Here is a 19,651-nt window from a genome sequence, read left to right on the forward strand (position 1 = left end):
GGTGAAGCGGTAAGCAGGCAAACACAGCCTTACTTCGTCTAATTGGCGACGGTTTGGTAAGCACCCTGGTCGAGACGCTCCAGCGTCGAGCCGGGCAAGGGAGCGATAGCGACTTTGCTCGTGTAACATCTGCCTCGCGAGGAAACTGCCGCGAGTACCCGCTCCGGGAGCCTTCGGCCCCGTTCGCGTTCGACGCTGGAGCGTCTCGACCAGAGATCGTGCACCCTGGCCGAGACGCTCCAGCGTCAAGCCGTGCAAGGGAGCGCCAGCGACTTTGCTCGTGTAACATCTGCCTCGCGAGGAAACTGCCGCGAGTACCCGCTCCGGGAGCCTTCGGCCCCGTTCGCGTTCGACGCTGGAGCGTCTCGACCAGAGATCGTGTACCCTGGCCGAGACGCTCCAGCGTCAAGCCGTGCAAGGGAGCGCCAGCGATTTTGCTCGTGTAACATCTGCCACTCCAGGAAGCTGCCGCACAAACCCGCTCCGGGAGCCTTCGGCCCCGTTCGCGTTCGACGCTGGAGCGTCTCGACCAGAGATCGTGCACCCTGGCCGAGACGCTCCAGCGTCAAGCCGTGCAAGGGAGCGCCAGCGATTTTGCTCGTGTAACATCTGCCACTCCAGGAAGCTGCCGCACAAACCCGCTCCGGGAGCCTTCGGCCCCGTTCGCGTTCGACGCTGGAGCGTCTCCACCAGGCTCACCGCACCACAAACCTCCGCTCCAACCGCGCCCCATCTTCATCAACGACCGTAATGGTATGCCGCCCTTCCGTTATCTCAACGGCCAACGAGTGAAAGCGGGTGGTGGAGCCCATAAACTCCCCGTCAATGTGCCAATGCACGGTACTTTCCTCTTTCTGGTGAGACAGTTCAAAAAAGACCGGCTCGATTTCCCCGTGCCAGTTTTTGCCGGCGCTGATGGCGCCGTTGCCGTGGGGATAGATAAACTGCATCGGAGAGCCCGCATCCGCTGCGTTGGCACAATCCGGGTGCCACGGAATTAGGGACCGATACTCGGGGTGTCTCCGCCGATAGAAATAGGCCTGGCGGGAGGGGAGTTGAAATTGGCGTCCGGTCACTAACTGGCCCGGCGCACAGTCTTGATTAACCCGGTAATCGCCCTCCGGAGTGGTAAAGATGCGTTGGTGAAAACGACACACGCTCGCGCGTTCTGCATTAGCAGCCTGCCATTCGGCGGTCGTCGGACAGTCGGGCCCAGCCAGGTATCCGCTGGTTTGGCAGACGGTGGCTTCGGTCATATCGTCATAGGGCGCTTCAAACCAGCGGGGCGCCTCTCCGCCATCCTGCTCCAGGGCGCGTAAAATGCGGAAGAGCAGGGGAGCGGCGGCCCGGACACCGACCAGGCCCGCCCGCCCTTCGCCGTCTGCGTTTCCCGTCCAGACACTTACCACATAAGCAGGGGTGCAGCCCACCGCCCAGGCATCACGGAAGCCAAAGCTGGTACCCGTTTTCCAGGCTACTTTTTGGTGAGAACTGAAGCGATGGCTCGCGCCCGTTTCGTCCGGTCGATTCAGGGCCGTCAGGGCCTCCAGGGTTTTGAACCCGGCCCCGGCGCCAACGGCGCCGGCGACCTGGTTGAGATCGGCTAGCGGATCACGGCTTTCCGCATCCAGCAGCGTGGCCGGCTGAAAATCTGCCTCCGCATACCAACCTTGCCGCTCATAGAAGTACCGCTGCTGCCGCGCCATCCCCAGAAACCAGGCGTTAATTTCCTCCATGGTGATCTCCCCGCCGCCGAGCACGAGCGAAAGGCCATAGTGGTCCGGGCCGCGCAGCAATTGCTTAAAGCCGTACTCTCGCAAAGCGGCGTGGAACCGTTCGGTGCCGTAATCCTGCAGCAAATAGACGAAGGGAATGTTGAGCGACCGGGCGAGTGCTTCATCGGCGGGCACCGCCCCGTCATAGTCGCGGTAAAAATTGGCGGGGCGGAAGTCGCCGAAGGAGGTCGGCACGTCCGGCAGCAACTGCTTCGAGGAAATGCGGCCTTCCTCCTGGGCCAGGGCGTAGAGCATGGGTTTCAGCAAGGAGCCGGGGCTTCTTGGGGAGGTGATAACGTCGACATCAGGCGCGAACGCAGGTGCAAGGTCCGGTACATTACCAACGTAGGCCACCACTCTTCCGCTGGATACCTCCGTCACCATCGCCGCCGCATTGTGGATGCCATTGCCCGCCAGCGCCAGGTGATGCTCACGGACCATCCCCGCCACCCGCCGCTGCAGCGCGGCGTTCAGACTACTCCGGTAGCGTCCCGCTCCCTTGTCCGAGCGAAGACGTTCCAACAAATGCCCCGCTTCACGCGGAAGGGGGTGTGGGCGCTCGGGCAGCGGCTCCAGCCTGGCCAGCCCGACTTCCTCGCTTGAGCAATGGCCCGCAGCCGCGAGCTGATCCAGCAGCCGGTCCCGTTTGTCCCGCAGCGCATCCCGCGCGCGACCGGGGTGGATGAGCGCCGGACTATTGGGCAGCACCGCCAGTGTTGCCGCCTCCGCCCAGCTCAGCTCCTCCGGAGAGCGGCCGTAGTAGCGGCGGGCGGCGGCTTCCGCGCCCACTACATTCCCCCCGAAGGGCGCATTCGCCAGCCAGAACGCCAGAATCTCGTCTTTGTCGTAGCGCCACTCCATCCGGGTGGCCCACAGGGCCTCCATCACCTTTTGCCCGAGGGTGCGCGATTTGTTCCCCCGTGCCATCCGCGCTACCTGCATCGTGATCGTTGAGCCGCCCGAAACGACGGCCCCTGCCTGCCAGTTGTCTCGTATCGCCCGGCCGATACCGGAGAGGCTTACGCCCCAGTGCTGACGGAAGCGGCGGTCTTCGTATACCAATACTGCGGCCTTCAGCCGCGAGGACACACTGTCCGCCGCCGGCATCCGCCACTGCCCGTCCGCTGCAATCCGCGCACTCAGCAATTCTCCCTCCGCGCTCAGCAGTTGCGTCGACAGCGGCGCGTCAAAAAGCGGCCGCGGCAAGCAAAAAAGCCACCACAGGAATACCAGGAGGGTGAGGGTGAGGGGGATGTATTTTCGGGGTCGGATGGAGGGCGGTTTTTAGGCGACTAAGGTACGGCACCCGGCGTAAGCATCGCTCCGCGTGCGACCGGGCCGAAGAGCGCTCCGCGCGCGCTATATTTTAGTTAGTAGCGCGGCTGGAAGCCGCTTCGGCCCGTTCGCGGGCGGCGCCTGCGTGCGCCATTCCTCTCCAACATCGTAATTTACCCCCACCAATCCAACCCATCCAAGATGAAACAACTCAGCTTTTACCTTCTCTGCTCCCTGGTCCTTCTCTGCACCTGCGTCCGCGCCCAACAGACCGACTGGACGGTGGATGACATCCTCTCTCAGGAATCCATGAGTTCCGTCACCTTCAGCCCGGACGGCACTATGCTGCTCTGGAGCAAGCGCCGCGGCGTGAAAAAGAAGGACAGTTACGTGAGCGATCTGTACCTGACGCGACTCGACAAGCAGAAAGACAGCACTTTTCTGACCACCCAGCTGACACGGACGGACGACAGTGATCATTCGGCCATCTTTAGTCGCGACGGAGAATCGATTTATTTCCTCAGCTCCCGCGAGAAGGGCAAAAAGCTTTGGCGTATGAGCCTCTACGGCGGGGAAACCGAAGCCGTTCATGAGTTCCCCAACGGCATCAGCAGCCCGCAGTGGAAGGACGATCATACGCTCGTCTTCCGATCTTTTGACGGCAAGGACCTCCGCAAAATGGAGCTGGAGAAAAAGAAAGATAACGTGATTGTCGTGGAAGATACGACGAGCTGGACCATCAACCGGCTCTATACTTTCGATGTGAAGAAGAAGGAAATCAAGCGGCTGACGGACGATAAAAAGCCCGTTCGCGGCTTCACGCTTTCCCGCGACGGAAAGTGGCTGATCTATTCCCTGAGCGGCAGCCCGCACCAGGGAGCAGACGCCCAGCCGAAGTCGCCCTACTACCTGCTGAACGTGGAGACGGGCGCGAAAACCCGCATCCTGGAAGGGATGCAAACCCCGGGCCGATTTGCCTTTACGGATGATTCCAAGGCCTTTTATTTCGTCTCTCAACTCAGTAGCAATCCGGAGTGGGACGGCGCGGGCATCGGGGAGTTGTATTATATGACGGTGGCCGATAAGAAGCCCGTCAAGGTGGACCTCGACTGGGACCTCGGCGTAGGTGGCGGTATTGAAGTGATGGGCAACGACGTCTGGGTCTCGCTGGCCAACCGCGCTACCCGCCGCGAAGCGTTGTACGTGAAGAACGGCAATGGCTGGACGCGTAAAGACATCGACCTCGGGGAGATGAAAGACCACGTGAGTCTGGTGGCGACTTCAAAAAAGGACGACCGGGTAATCCTGAATTACAGCACGGCGGGCAAGTTGCCGAAATACCTGTTGGCGGACCGCAAAGGATCGGCCATCAGCAACCCGAAGGAAGTCGTGAAGCTCAACAAAAAGCTTGCCAAAAAGAAGATCACCCGCAGCGAGGTGGTGGAATGGAAAGGCTGGAAGGGTGAGATGGTGACCGGCATTTTATATTACCCGGAGGACTATCAGGAAGGCCGCAGCTATCCGCTGATGCTGAGCATTCACGGCGGTCCTTCCAGCGCCGATCTTGACCGCTGGAGTGAACGCTGGAGTACTTATCCTCAGCTGCTGGCGCAGCGGGGCAGCTTCGTGCTGAAGCCGAACTACCACGGATCGAATAACCACGGCCTGGCCTTCGTGGAGAGCATCAAGGAGAACTACTACGACCCCGAGATGGAGGACATCATGAACGGCATCAACTGGCTGATTGAGGAAGGCAAAGTGCACAAAGACTCGGTGGGAACGATGGGCTGGAGCAACGGCGCTATCCTGACGACGATGCTGACGGTTCGCTACCCCGAGATGTTTAAAGTCGCCTGCCCGGGAGCCGGCGACGTGAACTGGACGAGTGATTACGGAACCTGCGGCTTCGGGGTGTCTTTTGACCAGAGTTACTTTGGCGGTGCGCCCTGGGACGACCTGGACGGCAAGACGTACAACGAAAAATACATCACCAAATCTCCTCTCTTCGAGCTGGAGAAGGTGACGACACCGACCATTATATTTCACGGCAGCGAAGACCGCGCCGTGCCGCGCGATCAGGGCTGGGAATACTACCGGGCACTGCAACAGGTGGGCAAGGCACCGGTGCGCTTCCTGTGGTTCCCCGGCCAGCCACATGGCCTGGGTAAGATTACCCATCAACAGCGGAAGATGAACGAGGAGCTGGCCTGGATTGATAAGTACCTGTTCGGAAAAGCAGATAAGAAAAATCCGACCTTCAAGAAAGACAGCCCGCTGGCGATGCTGTTGCAAAAAGACTCGCTGAGCAGGGTCAATGGGCTGTATGGCCAGAATTTGGCGCGGACGCTGGTGCCGGAGATGGTTAAAGTGAGCAAGGATTCGATCAGCATTGGTCGCTTCGAGGTGACGAACGCACAGTTTGCCGCCTTCAGCCCGGAGCATGCTTATGGGCGCACGGAGGGCAATCACCCCGCCCGGGTTACCCGCCCGCAGGCGCAGCAATACCTGAAGTGGCTGAGTGCTAAACTGGGCACAACAGCTCGCCTGCCCAACGCTAAAGAAGCTGCTGCGCTGCACAAGCAGGCCACCAAAGTGGGCGCTAAAGAAAACACCCTGAACTACTGGGCGGGCTACGCCATTACCCCGGATGAGGTGGCGGACTTCCGCCGCAAGATGGAAGAGGTTGATGCCCTGAGCCTGTTCAAATCCGTCGGCAGCTTCGCCGGCGTAAAGGTCGGTAGCGCCCTGGTGTATGACCTCGGCGGCAACGTGGCAGAATACGCTGCCGGAGGCAAGAGCTATGGTTACGGGGCGTATGACTTTGTGGACCCGGCCGGAAAAGGCCTAAGCACGGGCGACAAAGGGATGGGCTTTCGCGTGGTGGTGGATTAGCAAGAGGTAGCCACTAATACAGTGTAACATAAGTATTCGCTGGTTTCTGCTTGGTCTTTTGCCCGCTGGCGTCATGAAAAAACAGGTCCGTCCCGCAATACTGCGGGATGCACCGATTTTTTCAACTAGCCAGCGGCCAAAATCCCGGCGCAGAAGCCTAACTCAACTTATATTACACTGTACTAGAAATTAGAGGCTTTAGGACTCTCCCCAGCACCAAAAACACCAATTTTAGCATCCTATACCTAAGTCAGCGTGGTTTCGCGGCGCAATATTCATGCAGGGCCTGTCTCACATGCTATCGCGGCTCCTGACTTAGTAAAAAAGCCTGCTTACGTGTGGGAACCTTTACCCAACCGACGCTAGCTAAGGCTTTGCCTACGTTTTTGCCTTGTCTCCAACCACTCCGGTTAAGGTATACGACTTAACATTAACATAAGCCTTTAGCTATGCGCTTTTTACTCCTCCTGCTTTTTCCCCTTATGATGTTTTCGCAGCAGCGAATTGATACGGTTCAATTCGAGAAGGGCGAACTTTATGCACTACGGTATATTTCGGAAATGCCCGCCGATTCTGCGATGTCAAAATCGGAGATGTTTATGCGCGGTATCCGGGAGAACGACAGAGTGGTGGCTTCCGTCTGGGATCGATTAGACAGCATTGTGGTTTTCAATCAGGCCGGGGAGCGGCAGAAGCAGGATAAGGACTTCTGGAACCGTAATACCAATACCAATAGTAAGCCAAGACCTTTAGAAAATGCTCCAGGACCAGATTTTTACTTATATCAGAAAAACATTTATCTCACCGGTCGGGTGGGGGAGTTAACTGATCACGATATCGAGATTAGGAATGATGCAGATAGGCAACGTTTTCTTCGCAGGGTGGACGATAGTGAAGAGATTGAGTTTTCCTCGGAGGAGTTTCGGCTCCCGGCTAAGCAGAAAACCGCTTTTCAGGCGGAGACCCGTCTTCCTCCTGGCTCTAAGTCTACGATGCTGGAATGGGAGGATGAACAGGGCGGGAACAAGCTTGAGCTCACCTTCGTATTGTTGGGCTATGACCTGATGGAAGACGATTTTCTGACTGATTGGGATAAGGCGATGGAGAACCCCTGGCTGGTGCCGGCAGGAAGGGAAGTCCTTTATCTTCGGCTGGAATCCACCGAAAAGCTGATGACGATTTATCGGGAGGGCCGGCCCTTTAAGAAGGTAACCGTAGGCAGGCAGCTGGACGAAGTGAGCCTGCTGGCTCTGCCCAAAGGGGACTTTATGCTGGAAGTAATCGATCTGGGCACGGGGAAGAAGCGCTATCACTCGATTAGGAGATAGCGGATAACTTTTTGTTGCCGTTCCTGAATGATACCTTCGCGGCATGGCCAGATTACATCACGATTATTGCCCGCTGTGCGCCTCTACCGTTATTTCCGCTCAAATGGAGGTGAAAGACCATAGCATCACCAAGGAGGTATTCGAGCTTTGGCGCTGTGCTTCCTGTGATTTTCTTTTTACTCAGGACCCTCCGGTTCCGGAGGAGGCCGGGGCCTACTATCAGGGAGAAGAGTACATCAGTCATAGTGATAACCAGGAGGGTGTGGTGAATAAGCTTTACCACAAGGCGCGTGACTTCATGCTGGGGCAGAAGTTCAAGCTGGTAGACCGTCTTGCCCGAGGAAAACACTTACTCGACTACGGCACGGGGACCGGATATTTTACCGACTTCATGGTTCGGAAAGGGTATAGCGCCGAGGGTATTGAGATTGACGAAAATGCCCGCCGCTACGGGGCGGAGAAATTTGGCATTTCGGTACATGCCCCGGAGGCTCTTTTTACGGGCTTTGCTGATAATACCTTTGATGTCATTACACTTTGGCACGTGCTGGAGCACCTGTACAACCCTAAAAGTTACCTGGAGAAGTTTTACGATGTCCTTAGTCCGGAGGGAGTATTGGTCATTGCCGTTCCTAATCATGAAAGCAAGGATGCGACGAGTTTCGGCCCCGACTGGGCGGCCTACGATGTTCCCCGTCACCTGTGGCACTTTAGTCCGGCAACGATGAAGATGATGGTTGGCCTGGCAGGATTCCGGGTGTCGGAGACCCATCATATGCCATTAGACCCCTTTTACGTATCCATCATGAGCCAGAAGTATGCCTCCGGCGGCGGGTTGATCTCTGGCGGATTGAAGGGGCTTCGTTCTTTCGCTACGAGCTTTAGCGATGCGGAGCGGGGGAGTTCGGTGATCTATGTGTGTGTGAAGAAGTAGAGGGGGGATTTGTACCGTCGGCTTCAGTCGAGCGGCACGCCGGCTGAAGCCGGCACTATAACAAACCTTGCACCTGCGTTCGCGCCGCGAAAATCATAATTTGGGAACTAAACCCTGACTAAAACCGTTAGCAATTCCCGACCTTTACCGCTGTATGACTTTACTACCCCGCGATACCTACGAAAAGCTGGAATTCGACAAAATTCTCCTCCTCCTGGAAGAGAAGTGTACTGGCGAAATGGGCCAGAGTTTTGTCCGGAACCTGGAGCCTTCCACCAGTGTGCGGGAGATTAACCGCTGGCTCGACGAAGTGGCGGAATTTAAGCAGGGCACGGATGACCGCAACATGTTCACCGTAGGGGCCTACGATGATATCAGCGAAGAGCTGCGGATGCTCGGCATCGAAGGTTACGTGCTCAGCGAATCCGGCCTGGCCAAAATCAATGTGCTGTTGCTGCAGGCGAAAGAGATTTTTACCTTTTTCAGCAGCGAGGGACGGCAGACGAATTACGAAGCGCTCTACGGCCTCGTTCGCCAGTTGAATTACAACTACGAGCTGTCAGGTGAAATCGAGCGCGTGATTGATGCTGAGGGCGTAATTCGTTCCGACGCCAGTGAGGAATTGAGCCGTATTCGTCGTCTGATTCTCAGTAAACAACGGGAAGTAGAGAAGACCTTCCGGCAGGTAATTGAAAAATATCGCCGGGCGGGCTATCTGTCTGACACGGTGGAAAGTACCCGTAACGGCCGGCGGGTACTATCGGTGCCGTCAGAGCACAAGCGGAAGATCCGGGGTATCATCCATGATGAATCGGCCACCGGTAAAACGGCTTTCATTGAGCCGGACGCAGTGATTGGCATTAATAACGACATCTTCGACTACCAGCAGGAAGAAAAGCGGGAAATCTACCGCATTCTGCGGGAGCTCTCCGCCAAACTGCGGCCCTACCTCGAAGATATTGAGGGGTACCGCGACCTGATTGCTTACCTGGATCTGGTGCAGGCGAAGGCCATTTTTGCCCGGCAACTAAAAGCTGAACGCCCGAAGGTTGGTCATCGCCCCGCCATCGGCATAAAGGAAGGTCGCCACCCGCTGCTATTACTGAAAAATAAACCCTACGGAAAAAAGACCGTCCCCTTCGATCTGAAGATGACCGGTAAGAATCGCATCCTGATGCTTTCCGGGCCTAACGCCGGCGGTAAATCCATCTCGATGAAGAGTGTTGGCCTGCTGCAACTTATGGTGCAGTGCGGTATGCTGGTAACTGCTGATGCGGAGTCCGAGATGGGCGTTTTCAAGAAGCTGTTTGCCGACATTGGGGATCAGCAATCGATCGAGGATGATCTGTCCACTTACAGCTCCCGCCTGAAGAACGCCAAGGCTTTCCTGAAGGAGGCGGATGATTCCACTCTTGTGTTGATTGACGAATTTGGCTCCGGCACGGACCCTGCTTCCGGCGGAGCTATTGCCGAAGGCATCCTTGATGGGCTGAATTACCGCAAGGTGTTCGGCGTCATCACCACTCACTACTCGAACCTTAAGATTTTCGCCTACAAGACCAAGGGCATTCTCAACGGCGGGATGCACTTTGATACGGAGACCCTCGATCCTACCTACGAGCTCCGGGTGGGCCGTCCGGGGTCAAGCTACGCCTTTGAGATCGCGACTAAGTCCGGTCTGCCGGACCGGGTCCTGCACTACGCCCGCAAGCGTGCCGGCAAGAACGAGCGGGCCGTGGATCAGCTGCTTGTTGACCTGCAACGGGAGAAAGCAGAATCCGAAGAAAAGCTGGCAGAGTTAGCCCAGAAGCAGAAAACCCTGGATGCCCTTACGCGCACTTACGAAGAGTTGCACAAGAGTATGGAGGTACGTCGGAAGCGACTCAAGCTGGAGGCAAAAGAACAGGCCCTGGAAGAGACCGCCAAGTACAATAAGGAGATGGAGAACCTGATCCGTAAGCTTCGTGAGGGGAAGAAGATCGAAGAAGCCAAGGAAAAGGCGAAAGAACTGCGGGAGAAGCGCACGAAAATCAGTGAGCAGGTCAATGAGCTGGTGGAGGATATCTACTACGCACCTTCACCGAAGGAGGAAAAGCCCATCGAGGTGGGTGACTTTGTGAAGTTGCGGGCCGGAGGCGCGACGGGGCAGGTAGAGCGCATCGATAAGAAGAGCGCTACCGTGATCGTTGGTGATCTGCGCCTGACGGTCAAGCTGCGTGATCTCGAGCCCGCCAACAACCCGATGACCTTGCGCCGGGAACGAAGTGTGAGCAGCAATTTGTCGGCGATGGACACTTTCAGCAGCAAGCTGGACGTGCGGGGCATGCGCTACGAGGAAGTATTGGCGACTACGGAAGCCTTTATTGACCGGGCGCTGATGGCCAATGCGAACCAACTACGCATCGTCCATGGTAAGGGGACCGGAACCCTGAAACGGGCCGTCCGCCAGAAGCTGGCGGAGTATAACCACTCCTTTACACTCAGTACACCGCCGCGGGAAGCAGGGGGGGATGGAGTGACGATTGTGGAGTTGTAGTACGTTTGGCAATTGCGGGTTGGGAGATAAAAAGCTATAGAATAGAGAATTAGAGAAATCGAAGGCTTGCGGTTTTTGTAAAAAAATTAGATGCTTAAAATCCAAATTTTTTATATATTTACGTTAAATACAATTGAGTAAGTGTATTCTTAATTAAGAAACTCTAGAAACCCGATATTCTGTTATGAAAAAGTTTGCTTCTCTATTTTTCATTCTCACTATCTTAAGCTTAAGTACATGTAAAAGTGATGATGATGTCATAATCCCTGGTTGTGAAGGGACTATTGGTGATGAGCTGCTTGTATATGGATACTTCAATGATGGAACTCCTACTGTTACTTCTTCACCTCAACAAAGTAGGGGTAATATATCATTTGATCCTGCATTTGCGGAACCTGTAAATAATGGAGTAGATATTGTAGTTCCTGGAGTTAGAATAAGGACAGAATCTAATAATTATGAAATTACACGATTTAAAATAGATGAGAAGAAACGGGGCGACGATTGTTTCATTTTTCAGAATGAATTCGCAAATGATCAGTCGAGTTTTCAGACAGATATAGCTTCTGTTCTTGTGTTAGACATGAGTACTTCATTACAAGACAATATTAACACATTAAAACAGTATGCAAAACAGTATGCTCGATTTGTGGTTAACAGTTCACCGAATTCTACAGTAGCAGTCGTCTTTTTTTCTGACCGGGACGCAATCGAGTCAACTCTTTTTTTTACATCTTCCACTATTAACCAACTAGATAGCCGTATAGATAATTTTAGAAATTATCAGGAAAGAACAGCTCTGTTTCAGGCTGTAAAGACAGGCGTTGACTTGTTAGGCTCGATTAACTTTGACGGACAAAAATCTATAGTTGCATTTACGGATGGTGGCGATAATGATAGTAACAACCCAACTGAACTACTCGGACAAATTAATGGGAGCGATGTTGAAAAATTTGCTATTGGCCTAAGAGGATCAGATTTTCAAGAAAACAGCCTTAGGTCAATCGTTAGTGAACAGAGTAACTTTCAAGTAGCAGACGATATCAGTTCATTAGAGGAGATTTTCAGGAACGTAGGAAGAGGTGTGATTTCAGTCTATGAAATCCGCTACAGAAGATCAGATCAGTTGTTGAACTCCACCGAATCTGTGGATATTAGAATAAGTATTGAGGCTGAGAAAATTGAGTAGAACTGTTGTCATGATTTTGACAACATCTTTCATGTTGCATCACTTTAAGAAGTAAAACAAATTACTCAATCAGAGACTAAAGTCATTGTTTTCATTGGTCTGTAGCTTGTTAGGAAAGCTTTTGATGTTAGTTTTCCCTGCAAAAACTTCCCCCAAAACCGCTCAATCCCCCCGAACATAGTTAAATTTGTTATGTTTAAGGCCTGAAAGTCTCGGGTTTTAGCGCCCTTTATCAGCCGCTGCCCTATTGCAGTCGCCCTGTTTTTTCTTACTGTATACCACTCAAAACATGAAATCATTAATCCAATCCCTCCTCGTCCTGCTTCTGCTGGCCGTGGCGGTTCCCGTTCATGCCCAGTTCCGTTCGGAAATGCGCACGGCGAACAAAGAGTACGAACTCAAGGCCTATAATCTGGCGGTTGAGTCTTACAAAAAAGCATTGGCCCGTCGGCCCAGTGACGTAACTGCCCTGAGTCGGATAGCGGATTCGTACCGCATGCTTAACCAGATGCAGACCGCCCACGGATACTACCAGCAAGCCGTTCGGGAGCGGAAGGCCGAAGGAAATGTGTTCCTGGAGCACGCCCACGTGCTGAAGGCCCTCAGCCGGTATGACGAAGCCAAGCAATGGTATTTGGTTTACGCCCGTGACCATGACCCCGTCGTTGGTAACCACTACGCCCAGAGCTGTGACTTTGCGAAAGCCCAAGCCAATGCAGATGCCGGCTTTACGGTACAGTCTGCTAACATCAACTCTTCGGTATCAGACTTCGGGCCCTCCACGCCTTCTCCTGGCCAACTGGTGTTCAACTCTGCCCGTACCGCTGCCGGTCAGGCCTTTGACGGTCAGGCGCGCAACAAGCCTTACGTAGCAGCCATCGGACCTGATGGCAGCCTGCAGCAGGCCTTCGAACTGCAAACAGGATACACGGATGCTGCTGGCAACGTTGGCCCGGTGAGCTACACCCCCGATGGCCGCCAGGTCATCTTTACCCGCAATAACTTCACTGCCGGGACGCGGATGATCCCCGAAGCAGGCATCAACCTTAACCTGATGATTGCCGACGTGAACCAGAACGGTAACTGGGTGAATCCTCGTCCACTGCCCTTTAATGGAACGGACTTCAGCACGGGCTTCGGTACTTTTTCTGCTGATGGTAACGCTATCTACTTTTCCTCCGATCGGGGCGAAGGCTACGGTGGCTTTGACATCTACCGTGCACAGCGGCAGGGACAGAGCTGGGAGACCATCCCCGAGAACCTGGGAACCGTCGTTAACTCTGTCGGACACGAAATCACTCCCTTCTTCGACGGTGCAAGTCTGTTCTTCTCCTCTAACTGGCACCATGGCCTCGGTTCTTACGACGTCTTCCGTGCTGAAATGGCTAACAACCGCCCAACGACGCTTTACCACATGGGTAAGGGCATCAACTCTGACCGCGACGACCTGGGCTTTATCTATGACCCGGTTACCAGCAGTGGTTACGTTGTGTCTAACCGCATTGGCGGTAGCGGACAGGAAGATGTATACCGCGTAGGTCGTGCGAGCACCAACAAAGTCCTGGTGGTTCAGTCCGCTCTTGACGGCTCGTTCATTCCCAACGCAGCGCTTGACTTTTCTGCCTGTGGCGGCCAGGTATACGCTACGGACGCTGGCGGACGCTACGTCCTGCAGCCCACTGCCGGACTGAGCTGTGATATTGTGATTAGTGCTGACGGCTTCCAGGCCGTTCGTATTCCGCTGCAGAGCCTGCAGCCCGACGCACAGAACATCGTTCGCGTTTCCCTTAATGCTGCCGGAGGCGGCGTTGCCGGAGGTGGGCCTGTCCAGGGTGGCGGAAACACTACCCCCGGAGGTGGACCGAACACGTCCACACCAATTCCTGGAGGTGTGTTACCTCCGGGTACTTACCGTGGAATGGTAACGAATGCACAAACGGGAACCCCGATTCCACAAGCTAACGTTCAGATTACGCAACGGACGACCGGCGCGTCAGCGAATGTGCTGACGAACATCGAAGGGACCTACATCATGGCCTTCGAACCTTACAATACTTACGACCTGGTCATTTCGGCTCCGGGTTACGAGACGGTACGTTTCCCGATCACGAATAATGATGGCAGCGATCCGAATATTCTTGGTAACATGACGCTGCTTCCCGTTCAGGGCGGTGGAAGTTCTACGGGGACGACCAGCAATGGCAGTCCGAGCACCGGCGGCGAAAACGTCTCTTATACTCAGGTGAGTGGATATTCCGTGCAGCTGGCCAGCCTGGGCAAGTCTCCCGATCTGAATAAATTCAACAATGTGTCTAACCTGGGCCGGGTGTACGACGTGAATGACGGTAATTCCTATAAGGTGCGCCTTGGTGTCTTCACTACCCGCGCAGCTGCGGAAGCTGCTGCCGCCCGTGCCAAGCAGGCGGGGTATAGCGGAGCTTTCATCGTTCCGGATAGCGGAACTCGTGCAGACGGCTCCTCTACGTCGTCTTCCAACAGCCGGACTTACATTCCTTCGGGCAGTACGACTACGACTACCTACACGCCACCACCCACCACGACCACGACCACCTCTTCCAGCGGTACCTACAAAGTACAGATTGGCGCCTACGGTAAGCCAGAGAATTTTGACCGGAGTAAAGCCAGTCAGCTTGGTTCGGTGGAGACCACTACCCGTGGCAACCTTACGCTCTTTATGATCGGTAACCTTTACTCCCTCAGCGAGGCCCGTAGCGTTCAGGCGCAGGCTAAGTCCATGGGCTATTCCGGTGCCTTCGTGCTGGAACGGGTGAATGGGCAGTTAGTGAAGGTGAGTAACTAAAGCGTATCCCCTCTGATTCGCATGAATCACCCCTGTTTATGATCGAACAAACCACCTCCGCCAGGGTTTGACAGTCCAGGCGAAGGAGATCGGTTCTGAAACATGAGTCATCCCTAATTTTCGGATTAGATGACGGTGTTTTCTGGCAAATAATGGGATTTTTAGCGATCAGCGGACAGCATTCAGAGCCGTTTGGCCTGAATGCTGTCCGCTGATCGCTTTTTTATACCGACTGAACCAGGTTCCATCCGAGAAAACACAGAAAAGGCTGCCCAAACTCCGGGATGAGCCATGTTTTGGTGCCGGACTCTCCTGGCGAAAATCTGGTAGGACTCGTGTTTTTTATTGAGGCAGGTTTATTAATCATGCCCACAGTCCTATCTTCCACCTGAAATACCTTTTCCATGAGAGGATTACTTGTACTTCTTACGATCGTCACCATCACGTCAATGAATGCACAGTCTGTAATTGAGTTATACCCGGAGGGAATTCCCTGCGCAAATGCCTGGGCAGACGAAATGGAGGACCGGCCAGCAAATGGCAAAATGCTCACTAAAGTACATACGCCCTTATTACATCATTATGCGCCCGTGAAAAGAATGGCCTCGGGAAGCGCCCTCATGGTTATTCCGGGAGGAGGCTACGTAGTGGAGGCCTGGGATCTTGAAGGAGTTGACATAGCTAACCGATTTACTAATGCCGGCCTGCAGGTTTTTATCCTGCAGCACCGTCTGCCACGCTGGGAAACGGACGAATGCAAAAGCCACGTAGCCTTAGACGATGCCCGGAGAGGAGTGCAAACCATTCGGCTAATGGCTGATTCATTAGGGATCGACCCCGCCAAAATTGCGGTGATGGGCTTTAGTGCCGGAGGGCATTTGTCGGGGTCCGCAGCGGTCCACCCGCTGCCGGCCGATAGCACGTCTTCTCTCCCCGCAGCGAGGTACTCCAGCCGCCCCGATGCGAGTATGATGATATACCCCGTAACGATAATGGATGATAGTGGCTACGGACATTCCGGAAGCGCCGTCAGCCTGATGGGAGAGGATTACCTCCGCCATAAGTTGCGGAGCTACTACAACCTCCCGGAGCAGGTTCATCCCGACGTTCCACCTACCTTCCTGGCGCACGCCAGTGATGACCAGGCCGTCCCACCAGAAAATGCCCTGCGCTACTACCGGGCACTTGTGGCTAATAAAGTTCCGGCCAGCCTGCACATCTACGCTAATGGAGGGCACGGCTTCGGCTCAGGCAAAGATTCCTCCGGCCCGGTAAGAAACTGGCTGGATCGGGCGCTGGATTGGTTGGAGAGTTTGGGATTTGTAGAATAGGTCGCCAGACCGAAGAACGTCCCGGTGTTTTGCGATTGCCCTGAAGTCCGCGCTGAAACGCTACTTTAGCTTTCCATTTGCGTTACAATTTTACACGCACACGTAGAAAACAAATTATGCCCAACTCCCTCATCAACCTTCAGCCCCTGTCTCAGCCGCCTAATCAGGCAGATCTGCTGCTTACCCACGAGGCCATTCATTCGTTCGTACACCGTACACCGGTGATGCGCAATCACAGCCTGAACGTAATGGCGAGTTGCAGCCTGCACTTTAAGTGTGAGAATTTTCAACGGATCGGTGCCTTCAAGATGCGCGGTGCGGTATCGGCAGCCTTGCGGCTAACCGAAGAGGAACGTTCCCAGGGGCTGGCTACACACAGCAGTGGTAACCACGCGCAGGCAGTGGCCCTGACGGCAAAGTTGTTAAATATACCCGCACATATCGTCATGCCGCATGATGCACCTAAAGTAAAGGTGGCAGCCGTGGAAGGCTATGGTGCCAGCATCACCTATTGCGAAAATACCCCCGCAGAGCGGGAGAAAACCCTGAAGAAGGTCGTGGCTAAAACCGGTGCTGCCTTTATTCATCCCTTTAACGACTATGGGGTGATCGCCGGGCAGGCAACGGCCGCTATGGAACTGATCGAAGACGTAGAAGCAGCACTGGACATCGTCATGGCTCCCGTAGGCGGCGGAGGCCTGATGGCGGGTACCGCTCTGGCGGCCCGCTACTTTAGCCTGCAGGCCGTCGCCTGGGGCGCCGAACCCAGAAAAGTAGATGATGCTGCCCGCTCCCTGCAGAGCGGAAAAATTGAGGTTAACGAAACCAATTTCACCGTAGCGGATGGCCTGCGGACGAATCTGGGCGAACGGACCTTTGAGGTTATTCATAAGCGGGTCCCGAAAATTCTGGTCGTGTCCGAAGAGGAAATCGTTCACGCCATGCGCCAGATTTGGGAGCGGATGAAGATCATCATCGAGCCCAGCTGCGCGGTGCCCTTTGCCGCAGTTCTGCGTTATCCGGAAATGTTTGAGGGCAAGGAAGTAGGCATCATTCTTACGGGAGGTAATGTGGATGTGGACAAGCTGCCTTTTTGAAGGGGTTAAAGTCTCATATTCTTCCTAATTTGCCGCCATGCTAACCATTACCCTCGCGTACACCAGTGAAAATCAATCAACGGCTCATCGGCTGACCGGAGACCTGTCCTCTCACGTCAATTTTGAGCACGTGGTGGTGGGCAAAGCGAATGAAGGACCGGTGCTGGCCGACCTGTTGGAGCCGGTGGAAACGCCCGTGCTGGTGCTCATCAGCGATGATTTCCTGACGAACCCGAATTGTATGCTGCGGGGGCGGAAGATCTTCGATGGTCAGAGAGAAACACTTCCCGTTTTTATCCGAAGCCATAGCTACGACGCGGCTGCGGATGAGGTGATCTCCCGACAAACCTCATTGGCTAACCAGGCGGAGGTAATGCATTATGTCAACCACTGGCAAGATCGCTACATCGACCTGCGCAGAGAGGCCGAAGAGCTTACGGCCCAGGGGGGCGAATCATTCAAACAGTACCTGAAGAAAATTCGGGAAACGAGCACCCAGGCCGAAGAGCTGCTGCATTCACTCAAAGACAGCTGGTCATTGACCGAGGCGCAGTTTGCGGCTAACCACTACCACCAGTTGTTCATTTTTGCGGAGCGACCCGCTCTGTGGGAGGAGTTCAAAACCTTTGAAGAAGCACCTCCCATTGACGTGTCCGATATACCGGGGCTGAGTATGCTGGGCGCCGGAGCGCCGGTGCAGGGGGAGGTGGAAGAGCAGAGTTTGGTCAGTGAGGCGCAAACGCCGCCTCCGATGGATGATAATGATGGCCCGGAGCCACCCAAAGAAAAAGTTGCACCTATGCAGGGAATGGATGATCAGGCAGGCATCTGGATTGAACGGGCCTGGGCATTGTTTGATGACGGAGATGCTGCCTCCGGCCTGGAACTCCTCAATGCGGGGCGCGAAGCCTTGCCCGACCAACTCAGTCTGCACTACCACTACGCCTTATTGCTGGCGACCACTACCGGAGAAGCTACGGCCGCCCAGCGCGAAATCGAAGCGCTGCTGGACAAAAGCCCCGACCACCCCGATGCCCTTTTCCTCAACGGAGAATTGCACGAAGCAGGAGGTCGGTTCCAAAAAGCCAGAGACAACTGGGAGAACCTCAGCGACGTAGAACCCTTCTATCCGGACCTGAATTACCGCCTGGGGGTCTTGCTGGCGGATCACTTTCCGGAAGATTACCTGGATGCAGCGGCCTACCTCCGGCGGGCAACCAAAGCCAAAGAAGCTTCGGGAGATGCTTTTTACCGCTATGCCGTCCTGCTGGCAGGGCCGGTTGAACGCCGCAAAAAAGCCATCAAACAACTAAAAAAAGCCATTGAGATCAGTCCCTCTCACGCTGCCGCCCACTACCAATTGGCGGTCTTACTGCACGGACAAGGAGAACTCGTAGGCGCCCAAAACGCCTTCAAGACAGCGGTAGGGCTTGATCGTGCCTACGATACGCCCGTTAACCGACAGGCTTTCGCTTCGGCCCCGGCAGCAGTAGAAATGCCTGAAGTCGTGGTGGCGGGCACTCCCGCCGAAGAGGATGCTCTGGCGTCCCTGAAAAAAAGCATTGCCGACCTGGAGGCCATGATTAAAGATCGGGACGCTGCTGCCGCGGAGTCTTCCCCTGCACCTGCGTCCTCGCCCAAAATCGGCTCCGGAAAAACCGTCTTCATCTCCGGCGCTACGGCTGGTATCGGCCGGGCTACCGCCCGCGCCCTGGCCGAAGACGGCTACCGCCTCATTCTGCTTGGCCGGCGACGGGAAAGACTCTCAGAACTGGAAGCCGAGCTGCACGAAAAGCATGGCGTGGAAACTTATTTACTTAGCATTGACGTACGGGACCGAGACGGCCTTACGGCAGCTATTGCCTCCCTGCCGGAAGCCTGGTCCACCATCGATGTGCTGATCAATAACGCCGGAAAGGCGAAAGGTGTAGACCCCATCCATGAGGGAAGTCTTGATCACTGGGACGAAATGATCGACGTAAACCTGAAGGGCCTGTTGTACCTCACGCGCGCCATTACCCCGGGCATGGTGGCCCGGAAGAGCGGTATGGTGATCAACGTGGCCAGCACCGCAGGCAAGGAAGTTTACCCCAACGGAAATGTCTACTGCGCCACCAAACACGGGGTGGACGCTCTGACCCGCGCTATGCGCCTAGACCTGGTCAAACACGGCATCCGGATCGGACAGGTCGCCCCCGCCATGGTGGAAGAAACGGAGTTCTCTCTCGTTCGCTACGACGGCGACGCCGAACGTGCCAAAATCTACGGCGATTTTCAGCCCCTCCGCTCACCGGACGTGGCGGAATCGATTCGCTTTATGATCAACCAGCCCCGACACGTGAACATCCTCGATATCGTTCTGCAAGGCACCCAGCAGGCCAGTTCTACGGTAGTAGACCGCAGCGGGCGGGAACGGTTCGCTCCGGAGGAGGAATAGTCTTGTAGACGGTAGACGGCGATACTACCGTTCTAC

At 55.1% G+C, this 19,651-nt stretch carries 10 protein-coding genes; 9 read left to right on the forward strand and 1 reads right to left on the reverse strand.

The window, feature by feature from the left end:
* Positions 1–695: 695 nt before the first annotated feature.
* On the reverse strand, positions 696–2,981 hold the full coding sequence (gene pbpC, locus BM123_RS05745; RefSeq protein WP_175489263.1) for a penicillin-binding protein 1C: 2,286 nt from the start codon (positions 2,979–2,981) through the stop codon (positions 696–698).
* A gap of 270 nt (positions 2,982–3,251) precedes the next feature.
* Here pbpC and BM123_RS05750 point away from each other — a divergent pair, with 270 nt between their 5' ends.
* The 9 genes from BM123_RS05750 (at position 3,252) to BM123_RS05800 (ending at position 19,615) form a co-directional block, all read left to right on the forward strand.
* Positions 3,252–5,942: a prolyl oligopeptidase family serine peptidase gene (locus BM123_RS05750; RefSeq protein WP_090166223.1), complete on the forward strand. Its 2,691-nt coding sequence runs from the start codon at positions 3,252–3,254 to the stop codon at positions 5,940–5,942.
* A 449-nt stretch (positions 5,943–6,391) separates the two neighbouring features.
* Complete coding sequence (locus tag BM123_RS05755) at positions 6,392–7,270, forward strand: hypothetical protein (RefSeq protein ID WP_090166226.1); 879 nt, start codon at positions 6,392–6,394, stop codon at positions 7,268–7,270.
* Between the two features lie 43 nt (positions 7,271–7,313).
* The gene (locus BM123_RS05760; RefSeq protein WP_245748447.1) at positions 7,314–8,204 is read left to right on the forward strand and encodes a class I SAM-dependent methyltransferase; all 891 of its coding nucleotides are present in this window, start codon (positions 7,314–7,316) and stop codon (positions 8,202–8,204) included.
* Between the two features lie 154 nt (positions 8,205–8,358).
* Positions 8,359–10,740, forward strand: coding sequence for an endonuclease MutS2 (locus BM123_RS05765; RefSeq protein ID WP_245748448.1), 2,382 nt, complete (start codon positions 8,359–8,361; stop codon positions 10,738–10,740).
* A gap of 184 nt (positions 10,741–10,924) precedes the next feature.
* Positions 10,925–11,929: a vWA domain-containing protein gene (locus tag BM123_RS05770; protein WP_090166232.1), complete on the forward strand. Its 1,005-nt coding sequence runs from the start codon at positions 10,925–10,927 to the stop codon at positions 11,927–11,929.
* 289 nt (positions 11,930–12,218) lie between these two features.
* Entirely contained in the window at positions 12,219–14,750 is a 2,532-nt protein-coding gene (locus BM123_RS05780) for a carboxypeptidase regulatory-like domain-containing protein (RefSeq protein WP_090166236.1), read from the forward strand.
* A gap of 404 nt (positions 14,751–15,154) precedes the next feature.
* A complete protein-coding gene (locus tag BM123_RS05790) occupies positions 15,155–16,081 on the forward strand; it encodes an alpha/beta hydrolase (protein ID WP_090166239.1) in 927 nt (308 codons plus the stop codon).
* 116 nt (positions 16,082–16,197) lie between these two features.
* The gene (locus BM123_RS05795; protein WP_090166241.1) at positions 16,198–17,178 is read left to right on the forward strand and encodes a threonine ammonia-lyase; all 981 of its coding nucleotides are present in this window, start codon (positions 16,198–16,200) and stop codon (positions 17,176–17,178) included.
* A 37-nt stretch (positions 17,179–17,215) separates the two neighbouring features.
* Positions 17,216–19,615, forward strand: coding sequence for an SDR family oxidoreductase (locus BM123_RS05800; protein WP_090166243.1), 2,400 nt, complete (start codon positions 17,216–17,218; stop codon positions 19,613–19,615).
* The last annotated feature ends 36 nt before the right edge of the window (positions 19,616–19,651 follow it).

This window comes from Neolewinella agarilytica (assembly GCF_900110645.1).
Taxonomy (GTDB): domain Bacteria; phylum Bacteroidota; class Bacteroidia; order Chitinophagales; family Saprospiraceae; genus Neolewinella; species Neolewinella agarilytica.